Below are 18,153 nucleotides of genomic sequence, written 5' to 3'. Positions count from 1 at the left end.
AGGCGATGGCAAAAATGCGCTCACACATATAACAGCGCGGAAATGGCGATCTGGGCTATGCTTTTCACCACATCCACTTTGTGCCGAAACGGGCGTGACAAAAGTGCGATAGGTCAGGCCAGGCTGAAGCTCTTTATCGAACGGCTCTTCACAGGAGTGGGTAAATTGAAAATCGATTGGCATAGCGCATTGCTAACACGCGCCACGATCGTGGACAAAAGCTACAAAAATACGCAAAACGTTCGTCGTTTCATGATTGAGGCGTGCGGAGAAGATTTTCGCTTCGATCGTGAGTTTATGGCATGGATACGCAATGACATGCCAAAGACGTTAGGTGATGTCGCCGATGAGTGGCGGCGCAGGCACTCATAGTCGTTCATAAACCCTAGCCGGTTAGGGGGCGGTACGGGCAGCGCCTTATTGTTGGGTACCAGAACGGCCATTCATTTTGCTCAAGTCTTCAAATGGTTCTCTGTCATAAAGTCCGGCAAGGTGTGAAATTTCAGGGCGCCTTATTGGAATGAGGCATAGCGATAAAATCCAGAGGGCGGAAGAAGTAAGTACTTGGCCATTAATTCAGAACCAGATATTGACCAGCGGCGGTCGCATGAGCTGATGTTGATTATTTAAACAATAATCAACTTTCTCATGTTTGCATTAATATCAGAAGGCCTACCAACTGTTTTTCCAAGAGAAAAATCCCTTCCGTCGTGATAGATTAAATTCATGAAATATTGTTTTCAAACTTAAACTATTTAAGATTTAATAATGAGGGAGTCATGGGTTTATTCACTTTGGAAGATCAAGAATTCAAAAAGGTTGCTAAAACCACATTTATGCGCGAATCGATCCTTGAACGCAGGGATATTCAGTCAGCAATAGCCAAGAATATGAGCGATTTTTTGCCCGATTGCCTGGTAATCCAGGAAGAGTTTAACAATTGGGAAAATAGTCAACGTAGAATTGATTTACTCTGTATCGACAAGGCATTTAATCTGGTTGTCGTTGAGCTGAAGCGGGATGAACAAGGTGCGCATATGGAGCTTCAGGCGGTAAGGTATGCCGCCATGGTTTCACAAATGACGTTTAATGATGCTGCGGAGTGCTACCAAAAACATCTTGATAAAGAAGGTGTTGCTAAGAACGCAGAGCAGGAGATACTCAAGTTTTGTGAGCGAGACGAAAGTGAGATTGCTGACTTCAATACTCAGGTAAGGATCGTTCTGATCTCGGCTGATTTCTCTACGGAAGTGACTAATACGGTACTTTGGCTGAACAACAACGGGTTAAATGTCAGCTGTTTCAAGTTAAGCCCTTATCTACACCTTGATAAGATATTGGTCAATTTTGAACAGATAATACCACTGCCCGAAGCAAAAGATTTCTTGGTTAGACAGAAACGAAAAGAAACGGAGGCCAGGGATGCCAAAGAAAAAGGAGAGAGAGATTACTCGAAATTTATCTATAAGGGTGTGGTTTATAATAAAAGAAATCTGGCCTATGAGCTGATGAACGAATGGATTATGGATACTAATCCGTATGGTATGCAGGCGATAGCGTCCGTGTTTGGCGATGATATCCATCGCAGCCTTATTAAAGCTGAACAGGATGTGATTGCGTCACGGCGTAAGCGATTTCATGATGAAACCATTGAGCTTGCCTCCGGTGAGATAGTACTAGTGACTAATCAATGGAGTATTGGCTCTATTCAAAAGCTGATAAATAAGTTTGCCAGCCTTGGCTATAACATTGAGATGCACCAGCAAGATTGATGCCAGGCGGCCAATCAGATGAGTCTCAGCACGCAAAGCGGAACCTTGCCCCTGTATGTGATGGCATTGTTCCGCTTGATACTCTCTCCGTTGTCCGCAAGCATGCCAGGCACGCCTCTGCATCAGCGCTTTCCCTAACCCCGCCGATCAAACCGATAAACCAGCGCCAACGCCAACGCCAGGATCAAAAGCGGCGGGGCGAGGGCGGTGAACGGCGCATTGAGGGCGAACAGCAACCCCAGGTTGAGGACAATCTGGTAAGCGATGTAGGTCAACAGCCCGACGATCACGCCGAGCGCTAACCGGCTGCCCATGCCGGGGGCGCGCGGGGCGGTAAAGGTAAACGGGATGGCCAGCAGAATCATCGCCAGCACCAGCAGGGGCTGGCCGAGTTTTTTCCACAGCGCCAGGCGGTATTCGGTGCTGGGCTGCCCCGAGCCCTGCAGGTAATCGATATAGCGATCCAACTGCTGCAGCGAGAAACTGCCCGCCGGCAGGGTCAGCTCTTTCAGGCTCGGCACGGCGAACAGCGATCGCCACGGCAAGCTGCTTTGCCGCTCAATCGTCTCCTTTCTGTCTTGCCAGCTTTTCTGCATCACATTGTGCAGCAGCCAGCTGCCGTCGGCAGAGGTGCTGGCGCTTTCGGCGTATATGTAAGATTCCAGAGCGCGGTTGGCCTTATAACGGAAGATCTCAATGCCGTGGGGCTGGTCGTTCTCATCGACGGTTTTTACCGTCACAAATTCGTTGCCGCGCCGCGCCCATAGCGGGTTCACGGTCACGTCGTTAGCGTTCGACTGCGCCAGCGCGTTGTTCTTCATCTGCAGCGCGCGCTGCTGCAGCGGCGAGGCCGCCCACTCATCGAGGGCACCGAGCGAGAGGTTCATCAGCAGCCCGGCGGCGAGCATCACCAGCGCAATGCGGAATATCGACATCCCGGCGGAGCGGATCGCCGTCAGCTCCAGGGTTTTAGACAGTTGGCCCAGCCCAACGATGCCGCCGAGCAGCGCGATAAACGGCCCCAGATCGACCAGGCTGCGCGGCAGGGTCATCACGGTCACCAGCAGCGCCTGCTGCCAGCGGTAGCCGCCCGGGGTCACGTCCTCCAGCTCGTTGATCAGCGTGAAGGTGGTGAACAGCGGGATCAGCAGCCCGGCCGCGGCGGCGAAGCCGATGAACACGTTGCGGATCAGGTAGCGGCTAAAAATGGTCATCGGGCAGTTTTCCGCAGCAGGGATAGGTCGCGCGCCAGCAGCAGGGCAATGCCGACAGCCATCGCTATCGGCACCAGCCAGACGCCGGGGATCGTCGGCAGAGAACCGTTGGCCACCAGCGTGCGGCAAATGTTGCCGCCATAGAAAATCACGGTAAACAGAATCGTCAGGGGCAGCAGCGCGGCGTAGCGCCCCTGCCGCGGCTTGATGCGGCTAAAGGGGATCGCCAGCAGCACCATCAGCACGGTGGTCAGCCCGCGGCTTTCGCGCCATTGCAGTTCGGCGGCGTCACCCGGATCGGCGGAGCGTGCCAGTTCCGCCGGCGAGGCCGATTTATGCCGAGACTCGGCGCTGGGCACGAACGGTTTGAGCGCGATGTCGAAGTTGTCGTAGTTCTGCCCGTTGTCGTCGGTGCCCTGGCGATCCAGCGCGTAGGCGGTGCCGGTTTTCAGCCGCACGGCGGGGCTGGCGGGGGAGGCGTCGAGCACCTCCACCGACTGTGCGCGGTACAGGTTGGTGTGATGGGCGCCGCGCACGTAAATCAGGGCGTCGGTCAGATGGTTGGCCGTTTTATCGACGTGATTGGCGAGGATCATGCGGCCGTTGCCGCTGACGTTGAATTTGTCGGCCTGCAGGTGGCTCACGTCCAGCACCGATTGCGACTGTTGCTGCAACTGATAAATATTGGCGTACGCCCAGGGTCTGCCATACAGCGAAAGCAGCGTGACCGCTATCGCCAGCGGCACGGCCAGTATCAGCACCGCCTTGTACAGCCGCAGCGGGCTGGCGCCGGCGGCCAGCATGGCGGTGATCTCCGCATCGCTGTACATCTGGCTCAGCGCCACCGCCACCGAGACATACAGCGCGACGGGCAATATCATCTCCAGCGCGATCAGCGATTTATAGAAAACCACGTCGGCCACCACCCGCAGCGCCAGCGTGCCGTTGGCGGCGTCGGTCAGGTAGCGCTGGGCGGAGTAGCTGGCGAACATGAAGATCAGAAACCCGGCGATCATCATTACCAGGCGGCGGATCTCAACCGTGATATAGCGTTCAATCAAAGACATGCGTTATCGGCTCCCGGCGGCGTGCGCGTCATGGCGTCTCTCGGTCGATCAGGGCGCGCAGCAGGGCGATCACCTGATCAACTTCCTGCGGCGTGAGTGCGCCGTCCTTCGCCCACTGCACGCGCCCGGCCTTGTCCAGCACCACGATGGTGGAGCTCTCCTCCGGCAGCCGCCAGGCCATGCGCCCCAGCCCGTCGCTGTCGACGATGAACTGCGCCCAGGGGTAATGCCGCTTGTTTTTCTCTATCTTGCCGCGCACGAAGAAGCCGGAGCCCGGTATCGCGTCGTCGGTGTTGACGATGGTGGTGGGTTGGAAGCGATCGCCCGGCAGGTTCGCCTCCTTGACGGCGTTGATCAGCAGCGAGTTCTTCTTTTTGGCCGAGGTGCGCCCGGCGATGTACTGGATCACCCGCACCTTGCCCGCCAGTTTGGCGCTGTTCCACGGCCGGTAGTGGAAATCGCCGTCGCGCAGCAGCAGCTCGCCGCGATCGGCAATGGCGATCGGCGCCACCGGCTTGCCATGCACGAAGTTATGCGCAGGCGCCGCCAGCGGCGTCAGCAGCAGGGCGAGGGGCAGCAAGCGGCGTAGCGTCATCATGGCTCTGAGCAACGCGCTTATCTGCCCGCCGCGATGGCCGGCTGGGAAAACGACAGCGGAAAGCGCGCCAGCAGTAGCTCCAGGCGCTGGCGGATGTCGATGTCCAGCGTCGCCGGCCGGTCATAGATATCGCCGCCGGCCAGCTTGTCCGCCACCATCACGTCGTGCCGGTCGCCCATCAGGCCGTTAATCGCCGCCAGGAAGCGCGAGATCTGCCGGGCTTCGCGGTTGTCGGGATCGATCGATCTCAGCGTGTCGTAAAACGACACCTGCCGGCTGACGATTTTGCGCACGTCGTGGAACTGATGCCCGGTCAGCGCCGGGCTGGCGATCAGCGTTTGCAGGGAGCGCATCTGTTCCTGGCGGTAGGTGATAAAGCCTTGCGGGCTTTCCAGCCGGGTGTGGCGCAGCGCATAGCGCACGTAAGACCACACCGGCTTGCTGAGCAGCAGCCGCAGCAGGTTGCCGTACAGCGTCAGGTTCTTCTGGTTGCCGTTGCGAAATGCGTCCTGAAAATGGCCGAGCACCACGGTGGTGGTGTGGAACAGGCGGTTGGCGCGGTGGGAGGCGCCGTACAGCTGCTGGGCGAAGCGCAGGTGCTTATAGCGGGCGCGAATATATTTGTAGCGCATGCGGGTGGCCGCCGCCAATTGCGGGTTTTGCAGGAAACCGTTCACCAGCTGCAGCAGCTCGCGGCGGGAAAAACCGTCTTCCCAAAACTGCAGGCACAGCGCGTAGTTGTCCCGGATGCTCTCGGGGGAACAGTGCAAATCAATCTGCTGCGGCAGGCTGATATTCGCCTCGACCAGATCGTCCTCTTCCACCGCGACAAACAGCGCCTGGGTCGTTTCGGCGGAGAACTTCTTCCAATTCGTGTTAGCGGTCATTGATTACTCTCTTTGGGCACATTCAGCCCCAACATAAAGCGATTGCGGTAGGCGCCGATCGTCGGTATCAGGGATAACAGAACGTCTAAACATTGCCCAAGTAAATAAGCGAAGGCGGCGCCCTGCACGCCGAAGGCGTACGCCATCGACACCAGCAGCGCAATGTAGGCCGCCGAGGCCGTCGCCTGCGCGATCAGGAAGGCGCGCTGCTTGCCCGCCATAAACAGTAAGGATTCCTGCGGGAAGCCCATCATAGAGACGATGATCGCGCCCAGCATGATTTGAATCAGGTCATAGGCTTCCAGGTATTGTTGCCCGAACACCGTGGAGATAAGCGGCTTGCCCACCAGCAGCATCAACACCGCCACGGCCAGGCCGATGCCGCCGGCCAGCAGCGAGGACCGCAGGCCCAGCAGCCACGGGGTCTTGGTGCGCGGATCCAGGCGCATGATCTCCGGATAGAAGCTTTTCTCCAGCAGCTTGGCCGGGGTACCCGTCGCATCGAAGAAGGTCATGGCGATCTTGAACAGCCCGGCGGCGGCCGGCCCGAGCACCACGCCCACCAGCACCGTGGTACAGGAGTTGCGCGCAGCCCAGATGGTATGGGCGATGTTGGTGGTCCAGACGAAGTTCCAGGCGCCCTCGATGCGGCGCGCGACGTCGAACAGCCGCGGCCGCAGCGCGCCGTGGATATCGCGGCGGCGCAGTTCGCGCGCGGTGAACCACCAAAACAGCGTGCCGCCGATCAGGTTAGAGGCGTACCAGGTGACGATAAAGCCCGGGAACCCCAGATCGAAATAGTAGGAGATGACGCTGCCCACCGCCTGCAGGAACGGCTTGATCGCCTGCTGGATGGCGATGAGGTCGAAGCGGTTGAAGGCGCGCAGCACGCCGGTCGGCGTGGATGAGGTCATCGACGGGATCAGCGTGCAATACAGCATGGCGAGCCAGAAGCTCTCGCTGTCCAGCCCCAGGGCGTGAGACAGGAACGGCAGCATGACCATGCCGCCCAGCACGGCGATGACGCCGCTGGCGATATCCAGCCCGAAGGAGAAGGCGACGACGTCGCGAAAGCGGCCGGTATTTTGATGCTCCAGCGCCGGGGTGCCGAATTGCACCACAAACTGCCAGGTCTGGAATTTGATGAAATCGCTGACCGCTTTGGTATAGGCCTGAATCACCACCAGCACGCCGAACATTTCAGGCGACATGCCTTTACCGGCGCAGGAGAGCGCCAGCAGGCCGAGCAGCGCGCTGGCCACGCTGCCGGAACCTAAATAGGCGGCGTTACGTAAAATGGAGCGAAACGCGCCATCGGAAAACCACCGTTTCATGACTCAAACCAACCGTTATCGTTATTTTTCTGCATCTTGTGTCCCGCAGTCATGCGCTTGCCCTGTATGCGTTTAATAAACCTGAGTTTCTTTGCCGGCGCTCTCGCCGGATTGCCCTATGTCGCTCTGTGGGCGCTGCGCGGCGTTCACCACGGCGGAAATGGCGTTGAGCGCGTTGCTCAATACCTCGTCGTAAGGGGCTCGGGCGTCCAGCTCGATGATGCGCGCGCCGTTATATTGCAGGCGCACCATGGCGGAAATCTTGTCTTTCAGCTCGTCATAGCTGTGATCGGGCTTGCGGGAAAATGCCGTATCGACATCGATATCCAGGCGAATGATCAGCTCCGGCCGATAGACGGCCATCTGCTGATACAAACGGCGTTCGCGCGCCGCCAGGCGGCTCAATAAACCGCCTTTTGCGCGTTCCACGCCGATACCGGGACCATCGTAGTAAAAACCCGATATTTCCGCCTGCGGATAGCGATCGCTGATCACCAGCACGCCGCTCTGCGCCAGCCGCCGCACCTTGCGCAGGTTGGCGGCGCGCCACAGCGAAAAGCCGTACATGATCAGCGCCGCCCACAGCGCCGGCGGCTTGTTGCTCATGCGCTGAGTTTTATCGGATTTGGCCGCCAGGCGCCGTTCCAGCCATACGCCGATGAACGGCAATTTCTTGATTTTGTCGCCGTCTTCGCCGGAGATCAGCCCCAAGTAGCGCCGTTCCGTGGGGCGATGCCGCTGCAGGTTTTTCACCAGATCGGCGGTCAGCGTGGACTTGCCGGTACCGTCGCTGCCCACTACGGCAATCAGCCCGGTAATGCAGGTGGCGGAGGCGTGCGGCTCGGCGGTAAGTTTATTTTTATTCATCTGTTTCGGTACGAAAAGGTTATTTGGCGGCTAGGCATTGGCGGCCCTCAGCGATATTTGAGCGGCGCGCAGCGACTCATCGAAAATACGGTTGGCCGGCTCGCGGCCGTCTAAATCCAGTATGTTGGCGCCGTTAAACGTCAGGTGCGGGATAACGGCGATCTTTTCACGCAACGCCGCCAGCGAGTGATCGGGTTTGCGTGAATAGGCCGTTTGCTCGTCAATATCCAGCCGAATTAATAATAACGGCCGATAAGACGCCATCCATTGGTACAGGTTTTGCTCGCGTGTTCTCAGCCAGCGGATCCAGCGGTTGCCGCCGGCGGTTTTCGCCAGTTGCGGGCCATCGAAACGAAAACCCGCCACTTCCGCCTGCGGATAACGATCGGTAATCAGCAATGCGCCCCGGCGACTTTTCGCCAACATGCGGCGAAATTTATAAACGCGCCAATAGGAAAGTAAAAAAATAACCAGTGCCGTGGCATTATCCGGCGGCGTAGAAGGGCGATCGTGCACGCGCTGCGATTTCTTCAGCAAATAACGGCCGAAGGGCGCGCCAATAATCGGCAGCGAACTTATCCATTCGCCGATGCGCCCGGAAGACTGGCCGAGATACAGCAGTTCTGCCGGCTCCTGAGCCGATAAGGCGCCGACCAAACGGGCGGCTAACGTGGATTTTCCCGAGCCGTCACAGCCGGTTATCGCTATTACGCGCACGGGCGAGCGATCAGATGAAGGTCTTATCTGCTGACTCACAATAATTGATCCAATGCGAAAAAAACTATTGTATTCCAATACGCCTTGGGTTCAAGATATTTATTGTGCTTTGCTGCGATAAAATAATGATATCTGTATTTTGGTTCGTTATTTGAATTGATATTTGTGGCGTTCGTTCTTGTTATTTTGTGCTAATTATCCGTGCGTGGGTCGGTTTCGCTTTTTATGTTAACTTCCGGCCTGACCCATGGCGGAAAACGAGCAGAGGTTTTTTATTTTCGCTTAATCTTTTGTGCTGTTTGGCGCCGCGTGAAGAAGGTTTCTTGCGCGCTGCCGCCACGGCCTTGAGTGATATTTCGCTTCAAATAAGGCGCGCCGTTTCCGGCGTATTGAAAGAGAGTTTGATTATGAGTGTAAAATTTCCGCCGTTGATTGCGGTTATTGGCAGCGACGGTTCGGGTAAGTCCACCGTTTGCGAACATTTGATCGAGTATGTGAAACATTATGGTCCGGCGGTGCAGGTGCATCTGGGCAAACAGGCGGGCAACGTCGGGCGCGCGGCGGCGAAATTGCCGCTGCTGGGGCGCTCGGTGGGCAAGGCTATCGAGAGCAATACCAAAAAAGTCAAAACGAAGAAATCCCGCATCGGTCTGTTGCCGTCTGCGGTGATCATCGCTTTCGTGGGGCGGCGGCTGCTGCGGTTTCGCCGCATGCTGGCGTTTCGCCGGCAGGGATTCATCGTGTTGACCGACCGTTTTCCACAGGCGCAGATCCCCGGCGCGTATGACGGCACGGTATTTCCCGTCGATGTGGAAGGCAGCCGTTTTGTCCGTTGGCTGGCGGCGCGCGAGCGGGCGGCGTTCCAATGGATGGCGGGGCAAAAACCGGATCTGGTCCTCAAGCTGAATGTCAGTCTGGACGTGGCCTGCGCGCGCAAGCCCGATCATCGCAAAGCGGCGCTGGAGAAGAAGATCGCCGTCACGCCGTTATTGACGTTCGAAGGCGCCGATATCGTGGATCTCGACGCCGATCGGCCGATCGAAGAGGTGCTTTCGGCGGCGGAACAGGCCATCGCGGAATTTATGGTGGCGCAGGGATATCGCTATTCGGCTGATGGAGTGTCAACGGCTGCGCACTGAGGTGCGCATCGGTTCGGCAGGGCGGCGATGACGTTTCCGGCACCGCCGCCGCGGCCGACAGGGAAAGGCTTTATTTTTTCAGCGCGGCAAAGGCGCGCACGATGGCGTCGATCTCTTCATCGCTGTGCGCGGCATTGACGCTGCAGCGCAGCAGGGTGACGCCCGCCGGCGCGGCCGGCGGCAGCACCAGATTCACATACACGCCGTGGGCGATCAGCTCGCGCCAGAAACGCAGCCCGTCTTCCTTCGACCCGATCATCACCGGCACCACCGGGCTGATGCGCGGCCCCAGGGTATACCCCAGTTCGGCGAGGCCGTGGTACAGGCGGTGCGCGTTGCTCCACAGTTTTTCCCGCAGCTCGGGATGGCGCGCGATTTTTTGCAGCGCCGTGCGCACCGAGGCGATGCTGGAAGGCGACGGCGACGCGGTAAAGATATACGGCCGGCTGCTGTAGCGCAGCACGTCCATCCCCTTGCCGCCGACGGCGAAACCGCCGATCGAAGCCAGGCTTTTGCTGAAGGTGCCCAGGATGATATCCACGTCTTGCTCGACGCCCAGCGCCTCGGCCAGGCCGCGGCCATGCTCGCCCATCACGCCGAAGGAGTGCGCTTCGTCCACCAGCAGATAGCCGCCCAGCCGCCGCTTGATATCGACGATTTCCACCAGCGGGGCGACGTCGCCCAGCATGCTGTAAATGCCTTCGACGATGATGATCGCCTCGCGGGCGCGCTCGCCCAGGCGCAGCATGCGGCGCTCCAGATCGGCGGCGTCATTGTGGCGGAAGCGAATGATCTCCGCGCCGCCAAGGGCGCAGGCGTCGTAAATGCTCGCGTGGCTGTCCGCATCGATCAACACCACGGATCCCGGCCCCGCCAGCGTGCTGATGACGCCGAGGTTGGCGGTATAGCCGGTGGAGAACACGATGGCGCTGGGGCGATCGAAGAATTCCGCCAATTCCCGCTCCAGCGTCAGGTGCGATCCGTAGCTGCCGTTCGCCATGCGCGAGCCGGTAGTGCCGGTGCCGAGCGCGGCCAGGGCCGCCTGGCCGGCGGCGATCGCCTGCGCGTCGAACGTCAGGCCGAGGTAGTTATTGGTGCCGGCGAGGACAATCTTTTGATCGCCGATGCGCCCCTGGGTGGCGGAATAGACTTCGTCGATGCAGGTGCCGAACGGGTTCAGGCCGGACGTTTGAAATTGTTCACGCTCGCCCGCGAGCCGCGAAAATTTATCATACAGTCCCATGGCTTTTCTCCAGATAAGGGCGCAGCGCGTCAAGCAGTTGCTCTGGCGTTCTGACATCAAGCAATATATTGATCGGGATGGAGATATCTAATTCATCTTCCAGCATCATCAGCAGATCCAATACCCTGATGGATTCCAGGCCAAGATCATTGACGAGATCGCTATCAGGCTTTATTTCGACTCCGCCTTCGACGATACCTTGCAAACACGTCAGGATATAATCCATTACAGCATCGCGATTTAGCATAAGAACGTTGACACACCTCTAATTGGAATAATTAAAACAGCCCTTCACGCAGCGCGCGCTCCAAACTCACCTGTGGAAACCAATTAATCTGCTGCGACAGCGCATGATTGCTGGCGGACCAGTCGCGATGGGTTAATTCGCGTATTTTGCTGCGCGTCAGCATCGGCTCCCGTTTAATCAGGCGGTTCCACAATCCGCCGATATCCGCCATGGTTTTCAGCAGCGGCAGCGGAATGCCCACCAGGCGCACCGGGCCCTGGCGCACCGCAGCGCCGATGTCCCGCAGGCGCAGCCAGTTATAGCCTTCGGCCACGCCGTCGCACAGTTCGTAAATATTCGGCTGCGCGGGCTGCGCCAATAACCATTGGGCGACCGCCTGCGCCAAATCGCTCACGTGCAGAAAAGAGAGTTTGGCGTCAGGCGCGCCCAGCCGGGGCAGCACGCCGCGCAGCAGGCCGTTGAACAGCGGTTTCAGCTCTTTATCGCCCGGGCCGTAAACCGCCGTCGGGCGGAAAATTCCCAGCGCGATATCGCCGCTGGCGGCGATGAGTTGCTGTTCGGCGGCCTGTTTTGAATGGGCGTACCAGGACAGCGCCGGATGGCGGGCCGCCAGCGACGACATGAACAGGAAGCGATTGCAGCGGCCGTTCTGCCTGGCCGCCTGCATCAGGTTCAGGCTGCCGGTCACGTTGCAGCGGGTGAACACCGCTTCCGCATGCCCACGCACCTGGCCGGCGCAGTGCACCACGCACTCCGCACCGCGCACCAGTTCGGTGAGCGAGGGCCGATCTTCCAGCGCGCCGGGGATCCACTGCAGGTTGTCGGTGGTGGCTTTTCCGGCTTGCCGCGTCAGGGCGCGCACGCTAAACCCTTGCGCCAGCAGTTCCTGGACGATATGCCGGCCGATAAAGCCGGTCGCGCCCGTCACCGCGACGGTGCCGCTCATTGCGCGAAACCGGCCAACTGCGGCAGTTGCGGATAGAGCGAGGCGCTCAGCCAGCGTTTTTTGGCTTCGGCGCGGGCGGGTTTGCCCGACGACGTGCGGGGAATGCTGTGCGGCGGCAGCAGCTCAATGTCCACCGCGATGCCGAATTCGCTTTGAATGCGCGCGCTCAGCGAATGGACGATTTGTTCCCGACGTTCTTCCGAGCTGACCCGGCACTGGATCTGCAAAATAATTCTGGCCGCTTCGTCGTGTTCTTCGGTCACGAAGGCAATCGCATCGCCGGAGCGGATTTCCGGTTCGGATTCCGCGACGTACTCGATATCCTGCGGCCAGATATTGCGGCCGCGAATGATGATCAAATCCTTCTTGCGGCCGGTGACGTACAGATAGCCGTCCAGCAGGTAGCCCAGATCGCCGGTATCCATCCAACCGGTCACCTGAATTTGCTGCTGGGACTCATCGTCGCAGAAGTAACCGTTCATCAGGCTGGGACCGGAAATCGTGATATGGCCGACCTGGCGTTCCGGCAGCGGTTGCCCGGTTTCGCTGCGGATCTCGATGCGATGCCCGGGCAGCGCCCGGCCGCAGTTGACGAAGGTCGAAACGGCGCGGGTCTTCTTGCCGGGCGCGACCGCTTTACCCTGGTACTCCAAAATATCGCGGTCGACCGCGTTGGTTTGCGGGCCGGAGCAAGGATCGGAAAAGCTGACCGCCAGCGTGTTCTCCGCCAGGCCGTAACAAGGCATGAAGGCTTTGCTGTCGAAGTTGATGCTGCTGAAGTGTTCGCCAAATTGGCTGAGCAGCTCGGCCGGAATAGGTTCGGCGCCGACGCCGGCGACCCGCCAGCTGGAGAGATCCAGATCGGCCAGCTCTTTGGCGTTGCTGCGGCGCAGGCACAGATCGTAGCCGAACGGCGGGGCGACGGACACCGTGCCGCGGTTCTTGGCGATCAGTTTCAGCCACTGCATCGGGCGCATGGCGAAATCTTGCGTGCGCAGGTAGTCGACGGACAGCTGGGTCGCTACCGGGGTCAGCAGGAAACCGACCAGGCCCATATCGTGATAGAAGGGCAGCCAGGAGACGCAGCGGTCGCCGGCGCGCAGCTTGATGCCGTCGCGGCTGATCGCGTTCAGGTTCGCCATCGCCGCCCGCTGGGTGATGATCACGCCGCGCGGAAAACGCGTGCTGCCCGAGGTGTATTGGAGATAGGCGATATCGTCGGGCGAGGGTGCCGGCAGCGCGATCGCCGGCTCTGGCAGCGCGTTGAAGTCCGCGTCGCTGAGAATGTGCAGCGACGGCGCGCGTTCCGTGGCGGAGGCGATCAGCGGCGTCCACTCTTCGCTGCTGATGATCGCCGCAGGATTACAGCTGGCGATCAGCCCTTTCAGTTTGGCGGTGTAGGAATCACGCTGGCCGACACCCATGGGGATCGCCAGCGGCACCGCCACCAGGCCGGCATATTGGCAGGCGAAAAAGGCTTCGACGAATCCCGCGCTGGTTTCGGCGATAAGCGCCACGCGATCGCCTTTCTTGAGTTTCAGCGACAATAAACGCCGCGCGCCCGAGATCGCTTTTTGCTGCAGCGTGCGATATTCGAGAACGGTCACGAGTTGATTGCGACGGTCGTAAAAATTCATTCCCGTATTACCGAGCGCCGCGTAATCCAACGCGTCCACTAAAGTGGGGAAGTCCGCATAGCGCATAGGAAGAGAATGAACAGAACTTGTTTCAGACATAGACAAACTTAGCCATAGATTAAAAATCACCAAAAGAAATACATCACTCTTGGCGAGGTAATTGATATTTTACTATGAATAGGATTTGAATAAGTTTGTTATTCAACCATCTTCATTCCGCGAACAGCGTATATTGCCGAGCTTGAGTAGCGCGTCAGTTATTAACCCGGTAACCCGTGAGCAACTTGCGTCATCAGCCTTGAGCGGCGCGTTGGGGATATACGGGGAGATATTGTGATATCCTGGCTTTGCCGTTCTTTAGTTTGTGTCTGTCGGGCAGGGAATAACTGTCGCCTCATAGGTTATGACCTCATGCATGGCTATCTTAGAACTTAAACACTTCCTAAACAGTATGCCGCAAGAAATCAAAAAGTGAATGCCTGATTTAACCTGAATCTTAAAAACAGCATTAAGTGGTAAAAATGACGGTGCCCCTCATGATTAAAGTCGGCACACTAAAAACGGGCAGGATTCTTTTGCCGAGACAGCACTAAATAATAAAAGAGCACCAATAGCGTAGCATGCCTACGCCGCTTTGGGCTTTCCTTTTTTTGCACCATCAACAGTGTTTACGGGTGAGTAACGGGCAATTAATGCGCTGATTCACCGGGGGTAATATTCGGTTTTTCTTATCGTTTAGCCGGAGGCAAGACACAATTCAATAAAAGAGAACAGCATAAAAAATGCTAAAGGCGTTGTCGCGCTCATATTTGATTATTTTATTAAAACCTAAGGCTATTTATGATCCGTATTGAGAAAGTTCTGGATAAACCCGAACTTAAAGAGTTTATTGCTTTCCCCTCGTTACTGTTTCGCGATGATCCGAACTGGATTGAGCCGCTGTATTTAGAGCGTGAAGAACACCTGTCAAAGAAAAATCCCGGCACCGACCATATCGAATGGCAGGCGTGGGTGGCCAAAAAACAGGGGAAGGTCGTCGGGCGCATTACCGCACAAATTGACTCCCTGCATCGCGAGCTGCATGGGGAAGATACCGGTCACTTCGGCATGATTGACGCCGTTGACGATCCCGCCGTTTTCAGCGCGCTATTTTCGGCGGCGGAAGAGTGGCTGAGATCGAAGGGCGCGCGCAAGATCACCGGGCCGTTCAGCCTCAACATCAATCAGGAGAGCGGCCTGTTGGTCGAGGGATTTGACACCCCGCCGTCGGCCATGATGACGCATGCCAAACCCTACTATGCGACCCAGATAGCGCAGCAGGGTTACAGCGAAGGGATTGATCTGCTTGCCTATTGGATGAAAAGAACCGACCTGCATTTCTCGCCGTCGCTCAGCCGGATGATGGACCAGGTGCGCAAAAAGGTGACCGTTCGTCGCCTCAACCGTAAGCGCTTTCGGGAAGAGATGCAGGTGTTGCGGGAGGTGTTCAATTCCGGATGGCAGCATAACTGGGGATTTGTCCCGTTCACCGAACACGAGTTCGCCACCATGGGGGATCAGCTGAAGTTCCTGGTGCCCGACGATATGATCCATATCGCCGAGGTGGACGGCGCGCCCTGCGCCTTTATCGTCGGGCTGCCGAACATTAACGAGGCCATTGCCGATCTGCAGGGGCGGTTATTGCCTTTCGGCTGGGCCAAACTGCTGTGGCGCCTGAAAGTCAGCGGCGTGCGCACGGCACGGGTGCCATTGATGGGCGTGCGTCAGGAATATCAATTCAGCCGCATCGGGCCGATTATTGCGCTGCTGCTGATTGAGGCGCTGCGCGAGCCCTTCGCCAAGCGCAATATCGACGCGCTGGAAATGTCGTGGATCCTGGAAACCAATACCGGCATGCGGACGATTTTAGAACGCATCGGCGCGGTGCCTTATAAGCGCTACCGATTGTACGAAAAAACACTTTAACCGATTGATCGCGAATCGTCTTTTAACGTCCCCAGGATAATTGCCGCGTCAGGGTGCTTTTCGTGCGGTGCGGTTCCAGTCGTGGACGGTAAAACCTGAGTGAGTGGATGATCCCCAGAGGGGATAGATTAAAGTCTTTAACTAATAAACCACGGACAAATTCACGGCGTGTGACTTATTTTCGCCTGGTCGCCGTGATGTGGATGAGAGCAGAATAGATGCCTGTGAAAAAGAAAAAAGGAATAAACCGATTAACCTACAGCATAAGGAATTCATGGGCCGGCTTTATTGATGCCATGTTGACCGAGGATGCATTCCGTCAATTATTGGTTATTAACGCCATTTTACTGGTTGTTACATTTACTTTAGATATTACAAAAATGGAACGGCTGTTATTAATCGCCTGCAGTTTCCTGCTGTTGGTGGTTGAGCTGCTTAATACGGCGATTGAGACCGTGGTCGACCGTATTTCACTGGCGCTGCATCCGTTATCCAAACGTGCCAAAGATCTGGGCGGCGCGGCGCAATTGGTGGCGGTGCTGATGACCATCGTTGTTTGGGCAACGGTGCTGCTGGGGCGCTAAGAGCGAGGCTCACCCAGGCGTTAAACCGGTGTCACGCGGCGTGCAGCCGCATGCCGTGCGCCACCGTGGTACCGGGCGCCGAGAACGTTATGCGCTTTTGTGACAGGGTTAATGGCGGGGCGGGGAACTGCCCCGTGCCGATTGTTCGGCACAGCGCGTAAAAAGGTGAATACCTACACGGCATTTGCATCAATGCCCGAACGTACGTTCCACATTACAGCAAAGGTTTATGTTGCTTCATGTCATCCCCGCACCTCTCTTTTATAGCTTTACATCTATATAGCAATTGACCTATATTGCAGGGGGCCCCGTGTGGGAAATTAAAACAACGGATGTGTTTGATAACTGGTTTAGCTCTCTCAACGATGCCGAGCGAGCCGCAGTACTTGCCGCATTGATGGTTCTGCGGGAAAAAGGGCCCGGCTTGTCCAGGCCCTATGCCGATACGGTTAAAGGCTCGTGTTACTGCAACATGAAAGAGCTGCGTATTCAGCGCCGTGGCGAACCGTTGCGGGCATTCTTCGCCTTCGATCCGTACCGTGTCGGCATGGTGCTTTGCGCGGGCAATAAAGCGGGCAATGAAAAACGTTTTTACGATCGAATGCTGCAGATTGCCGATCGGGAATTCACGAATTGGCTGAACACACTAAAAGAGAAGGAGTGACGCGATGGGCAGAACGTTGGAACAGCTTATTGCGGATGAAAAGCCCGAGGTCGTGGCCGAAGCGCAGGCAATGGCGACGGAGATTATGCTGAACATCCATCTTGCCGAGCTGCGCGAGAAGGTGCAGAAAACCCAGGTTGAAATGGCGCAGGCGCTGGGCATCAGGCAACCGACCGTCGCCGTGATGGAAAAACCGGGCCGCGATCTGAAGCTTTCCTCGCTCAAACGCTATGTTGAGGCGGCGGGCGGCAAACTGCGCCTGGATGTCGAACTGCCGGACGGTTCGCACTACGAATTTGTGCTGTAAGCGCCGTTGTCAGCTGGCGGCAGTACGCTATTTGGGCTTCTGCGCGTTGTTAAACCTAAGCACATCGATAAGCAAAGAAAAGGCCGATCCTGGGTGCTTGCGGTGCGGGTAGTAAAGATGATACCCCGGCAGGTCCGGGGTGAACTTGTCCAGCACGCGAACGAGTTTTTTCTCGTCAAGGGCGCTCTGCACCTGATCGCAAGGTAGGTAGGCCAGGCCGTGCCCGTCGAGAGCGGCGTCCAGGATCAGGTCGATGGTGTTTAACAACAGTTGGCCTTCCATGCGAACCCGAACTTCACGTCCGCCGCGCATGAGTCGCCAGCGGTTGGCGGTACCCGAGGTGGGAAGATAGAGGTTAATCGCCTGATGATCGACCAGCTGCGCCACCGAAGTCGGGGTGCCTCGCCGGGCAAGATAATCCGGCGCGCCAACGATCGCCATCGGAATGTCAGGCCCAATCCGCACGGCAATCATATCCTTATCCATCTCTCCCCCCAGACGGACGCCGGCATCGAAACGCTCGGCGACCACATCGCTAAGACCATAATCGATCAGGAGCTGCACGTTTATTTCTGGGTGAGATTTCAGCAGCGTGCGCATGGCGGGCAGCAACAGGGTTTTTGCCGCATGCTCCACCGTGGTGATGCGTATGGTGCCGGAAGGGCGGTTGCGCAGCTCGCCCAGTGACGTCATGACGGAATCCAGGTCTTGCAGCATGGGGCCAAGGGTCGACAAGAGCTGCTCCCCGGCCTCGGTGGGTACTACGCTGCGCGTGGTGCGCGTCAGCAGACGAAACCCCAGCCGTTCTTCGATGCGGCGGACGATCTGGCTTAACGCCGACTGCGCCATGCCCAGGCGGGCCGCGGCCCGGGTGAAGCTGCGCTCCTCGGCGACCACCACAAATGCCACCAAATCGGCTATCTCATCACGTTTCATCTCTGTTTTCCGCTCGGCTGATTAATCAT

The 18,153-nt window shown here is 57.6% G+C and carries 19 protein-coding genes; 7 read left to right on the top strand and 12 right to left on the bottom strand.

Going from position 1 to position 18,153, the window contains the following annotated elements; genetic code table 11:
- Positions 1-165 precede the first annotated feature (165 nt).
- Both GKN89_RS24515 and GKN89_RS05755 read left to right on the top strand, forming a co-directional pair.
- The gene (locus GKN89_RS24515; RefSeq protein ID WP_154746672.1) at positions 166-372 is read left to right on the top strand and encodes a DUF6434 domain-containing protein; all 207 of its coding nucleotides are present in this window, start codon (positions 166-168) and stop codon (positions 370-372) included.
- A gap of 407 nt (positions 373-779) precedes the next feature.
- Positions 780-1,772 (top strand): hypothetical protein, encoded by a 993-nt coding sequence (locus tag GKN89_RS05755; RefSeq protein ID WP_141967758.1) that lies wholly within the window; start codon positions 780-782, stop codon positions 1,770-1,772.
- Between the two features lie 134 nt (positions 1,773-1,906).
- On the opposite strand, the gene lptG is transcribed toward GKN89_RS05755, so the two are convergent.
- The 7 genes from lptG to GKN89_RS05720 all read right to left on the bottom strand — a co-directional run bounded on the left by lptG (position 1,907) and on the right by GKN89_RS05720 (position 8,495).
- Entirely contained in the window at positions 1,907-2,986 is a 1,080-nt protein-coding gene (gene lptG, locus GKN89_RS05750) for an LPS export ABC transporter permease LptG (RefSeq protein ID WP_154746518.1), read from the bottom strand.
- On the bottom strand, positions 2,983-4,053 hold the full coding sequence (gene lptF, locus GKN89_RS05745) for an LPS export ABC transporter permease LptF (RefSeq protein ID WP_063919714.1): 1,071 nt from the start codon (positions 4,051-4,053) through the stop codon (positions 2,983-2,985). Before lptF ends, lptG begins: the two co-directional genes overlap by 4 nt.
- 28 nt (positions 4,054-4,081) lie before the next feature.
- Positions 4,082-4,648, bottom strand: a complete 567-nt coding sequence (locus GKN89_RS05740) for a YtfJ family protein (RefSeq protein ID WP_154746517.1) — start codon at positions 4,646-4,648, stop codon at positions 4,082-4,084.
- 20 nt (positions 4,649-4,668) lie between these two features.
- Positions 4,669-5,538 (bottom strand): hypothetical protein, encoded by an 870-nt coding sequence (locus GKN89_RS05735; RefSeq protein WP_154746516.1) that lies wholly within the window; start codon positions 5,536-5,538, stop codon positions 4,669-4,671.
- Positions 5,535-6,872, bottom strand: coding sequence for a lipopolysaccharide biosynthesis protein (locus tag GKN89_RS05730; protein WP_019453576.1), 1,338 nt, complete (start codon positions 6,870-6,872; stop codon positions 5,535-5,537). The genes GKN89_RS05735 and GKN89_RS05730 overlap by 4 nt, the downstream gene beginning before the upstream one ends.
- 72 nt (positions 6,873-6,944) lie before the next feature.
- Complete coding sequence (locus GKN89_RS05725; RefSeq protein ID WP_074053684.1) at positions 6,945-7,739, bottom strand: hypothetical protein; 795 nt, start codon at positions 7,737-7,739, stop codon at positions 6,945-6,947.
- A 30-nt stretch (positions 7,740-7,769) separates the two neighbouring features.
- Positions 7,770-8,495, bottom strand: a complete 726-nt coding sequence (locus tag GKN89_RS05720) for a hypothetical protein (protein WP_074053685.1) — start codon at positions 8,493-8,495, stop codon at positions 7,770-7,772.
- Between the two features lie 368 nt (positions 8,496-8,863).
- Between GKN89_RS05720 and GKN89_RS05715 the strand changes: the two genes are divergently transcribed.
- A complete protein-coding gene (locus GKN89_RS05715; protein ID WP_063919709.1) occupies positions 8,864-9,595 on the top strand; it encodes a hypothetical protein in 732 nt (243 codons plus the stop codon).
- A 70-nt stretch (positions 9,596-9,665) separates the two neighbouring features.
- On the opposite strand, the gene GKN89_RS05710 is transcribed toward GKN89_RS05715, so the two are convergent.
- From GKN89_RS05710 to GKN89_RS05695, 4 genes are read right to left on the bottom strand one after another with little or no spacing between them, the layout of a single operon-like run.
- Positions 9,666-10,838, bottom strand: coding sequence for an aminotransferase class I/II-fold pyridoxal phosphate-dependent enzyme (locus GKN89_RS05710; protein ID WP_063919708.1), 1,173 nt, complete (start codon positions 10,836-10,838; stop codon positions 9,666-9,668).
- Complete coding sequence (locus tag GKN89_RS05705; protein WP_019453571.1) at positions 10,825-11,085, bottom strand: acyl carrier protein; 261 nt, start codon at positions 11,083-11,085, stop codon at positions 10,825-10,827. Before GKN89_RS05705 ends, GKN89_RS05710 begins: the two co-directional genes overlap by 14 nt.
- Before the next feature lie 31 nt (positions 11,086-11,116).
- Positions 11,117-12,031, bottom strand: a complete 915-nt coding sequence (locus GKN89_RS05700; protein WP_154746514.1) for an NAD(P)-dependent oxidoreductase — start codon at positions 12,029-12,031, stop codon at positions 11,117-11,119.
- The gene (locus GKN89_RS05695; RefSeq protein ID WP_071892015.1) at positions 12,028-13,767 is read right to left on the bottom strand and encodes a fatty acyl-AMP ligase; all 1,740 of its coding nucleotides are present in this window, start codon (positions 13,765-13,767) and stop codon (positions 12,028-12,030) included. Before GKN89_RS05695 ends, GKN89_RS05700 begins: the two co-directional genes overlap by 4 nt.
- A 741-nt stretch (positions 13,768-14,508) precedes the next feature.
- Here GKN89_RS05695 and GKN89_RS05690 point away from each other — a divergent pair.
- The 4 genes from GKN89_RS05690 to GKN89_RS05675 all read left to right on the top strand — a co-directional run bounded on the left by GKN89_RS05690 (position 14,509) and on the right by GKN89_RS05675 (position 17,188).
- The gene (locus GKN89_RS05690) at positions 14,509-15,633 is read left to right on the top strand and encodes a GNAT family N-acetyltransferase (RefSeq protein WP_063919705.1); all 1,125 of its coding nucleotides are present in this window, start codon (positions 14,509-14,511) and stop codon (positions 15,631-15,633) included.
- Positions 15,634-15,851: 218 nt separating this feature from the next.
- Positions 15,852-16,217 (top strand): diacylglycerol kinase, encoded by a 366-nt coding sequence (locus GKN89_RS05685; protein ID WP_063919704.1) that lies wholly within the window; start codon positions 15,852-15,854, stop codon positions 16,215-16,217.
- A gap of 310 nt (positions 16,218-16,527) precedes the next feature.
- Positions 16,528-16,881, top strand: a complete 354-nt coding sequence (locus GKN89_RS05680; protein ID WP_197667756.1) for a type II toxin-antitoxin system RelE/ParE family toxin — start codon at positions 16,528-16,530, stop codon at positions 16,879-16,881.
- 4 nt (positions 16,882-16,885) lie between these two features.
- On the top strand, positions 16,886-17,188 hold the full coding sequence (locus GKN89_RS05675) for an XRE family transcriptional regulator (RefSeq protein WP_063919702.1): 303 nt from the start codon (positions 16,886-16,888) through the stop codon (positions 17,186-17,188).
- A gap of 27 nt (positions 17,189-17,215) precedes the next feature.
- Here the strand turns inward: GKN89_RS05675 and GKN89_RS05670 are convergent, their stop codons facing one another.
- Complete coding sequence (locus GKN89_RS05670; RefSeq protein ID WP_154746512.1) at positions 17,216-18,124, bottom strand: LysR family transcriptional regulator; 909 nt, start codon at positions 18,122-18,124, stop codon at positions 17,216-17,218.
- Between the last annotated feature and the right edge of the window lie 29 nt (positions 18,125-18,153).

The sequence above is a fragment of the Serratia sp. YC16 genome (assembly GCF_009707615.1).
In the GTDB taxonomy this organism is placed as follows: Bacteria; Pseudomonadota; Gammaproteobacteria; order Enterobacterales; family Enterobacteriaceae; genus Serratia; species Serratia surfactantfaciens.
Note: the sequence above shows the minus strand (reverse complement) of the source record. Positions and strands in the feature narration are given on the sequence as shown.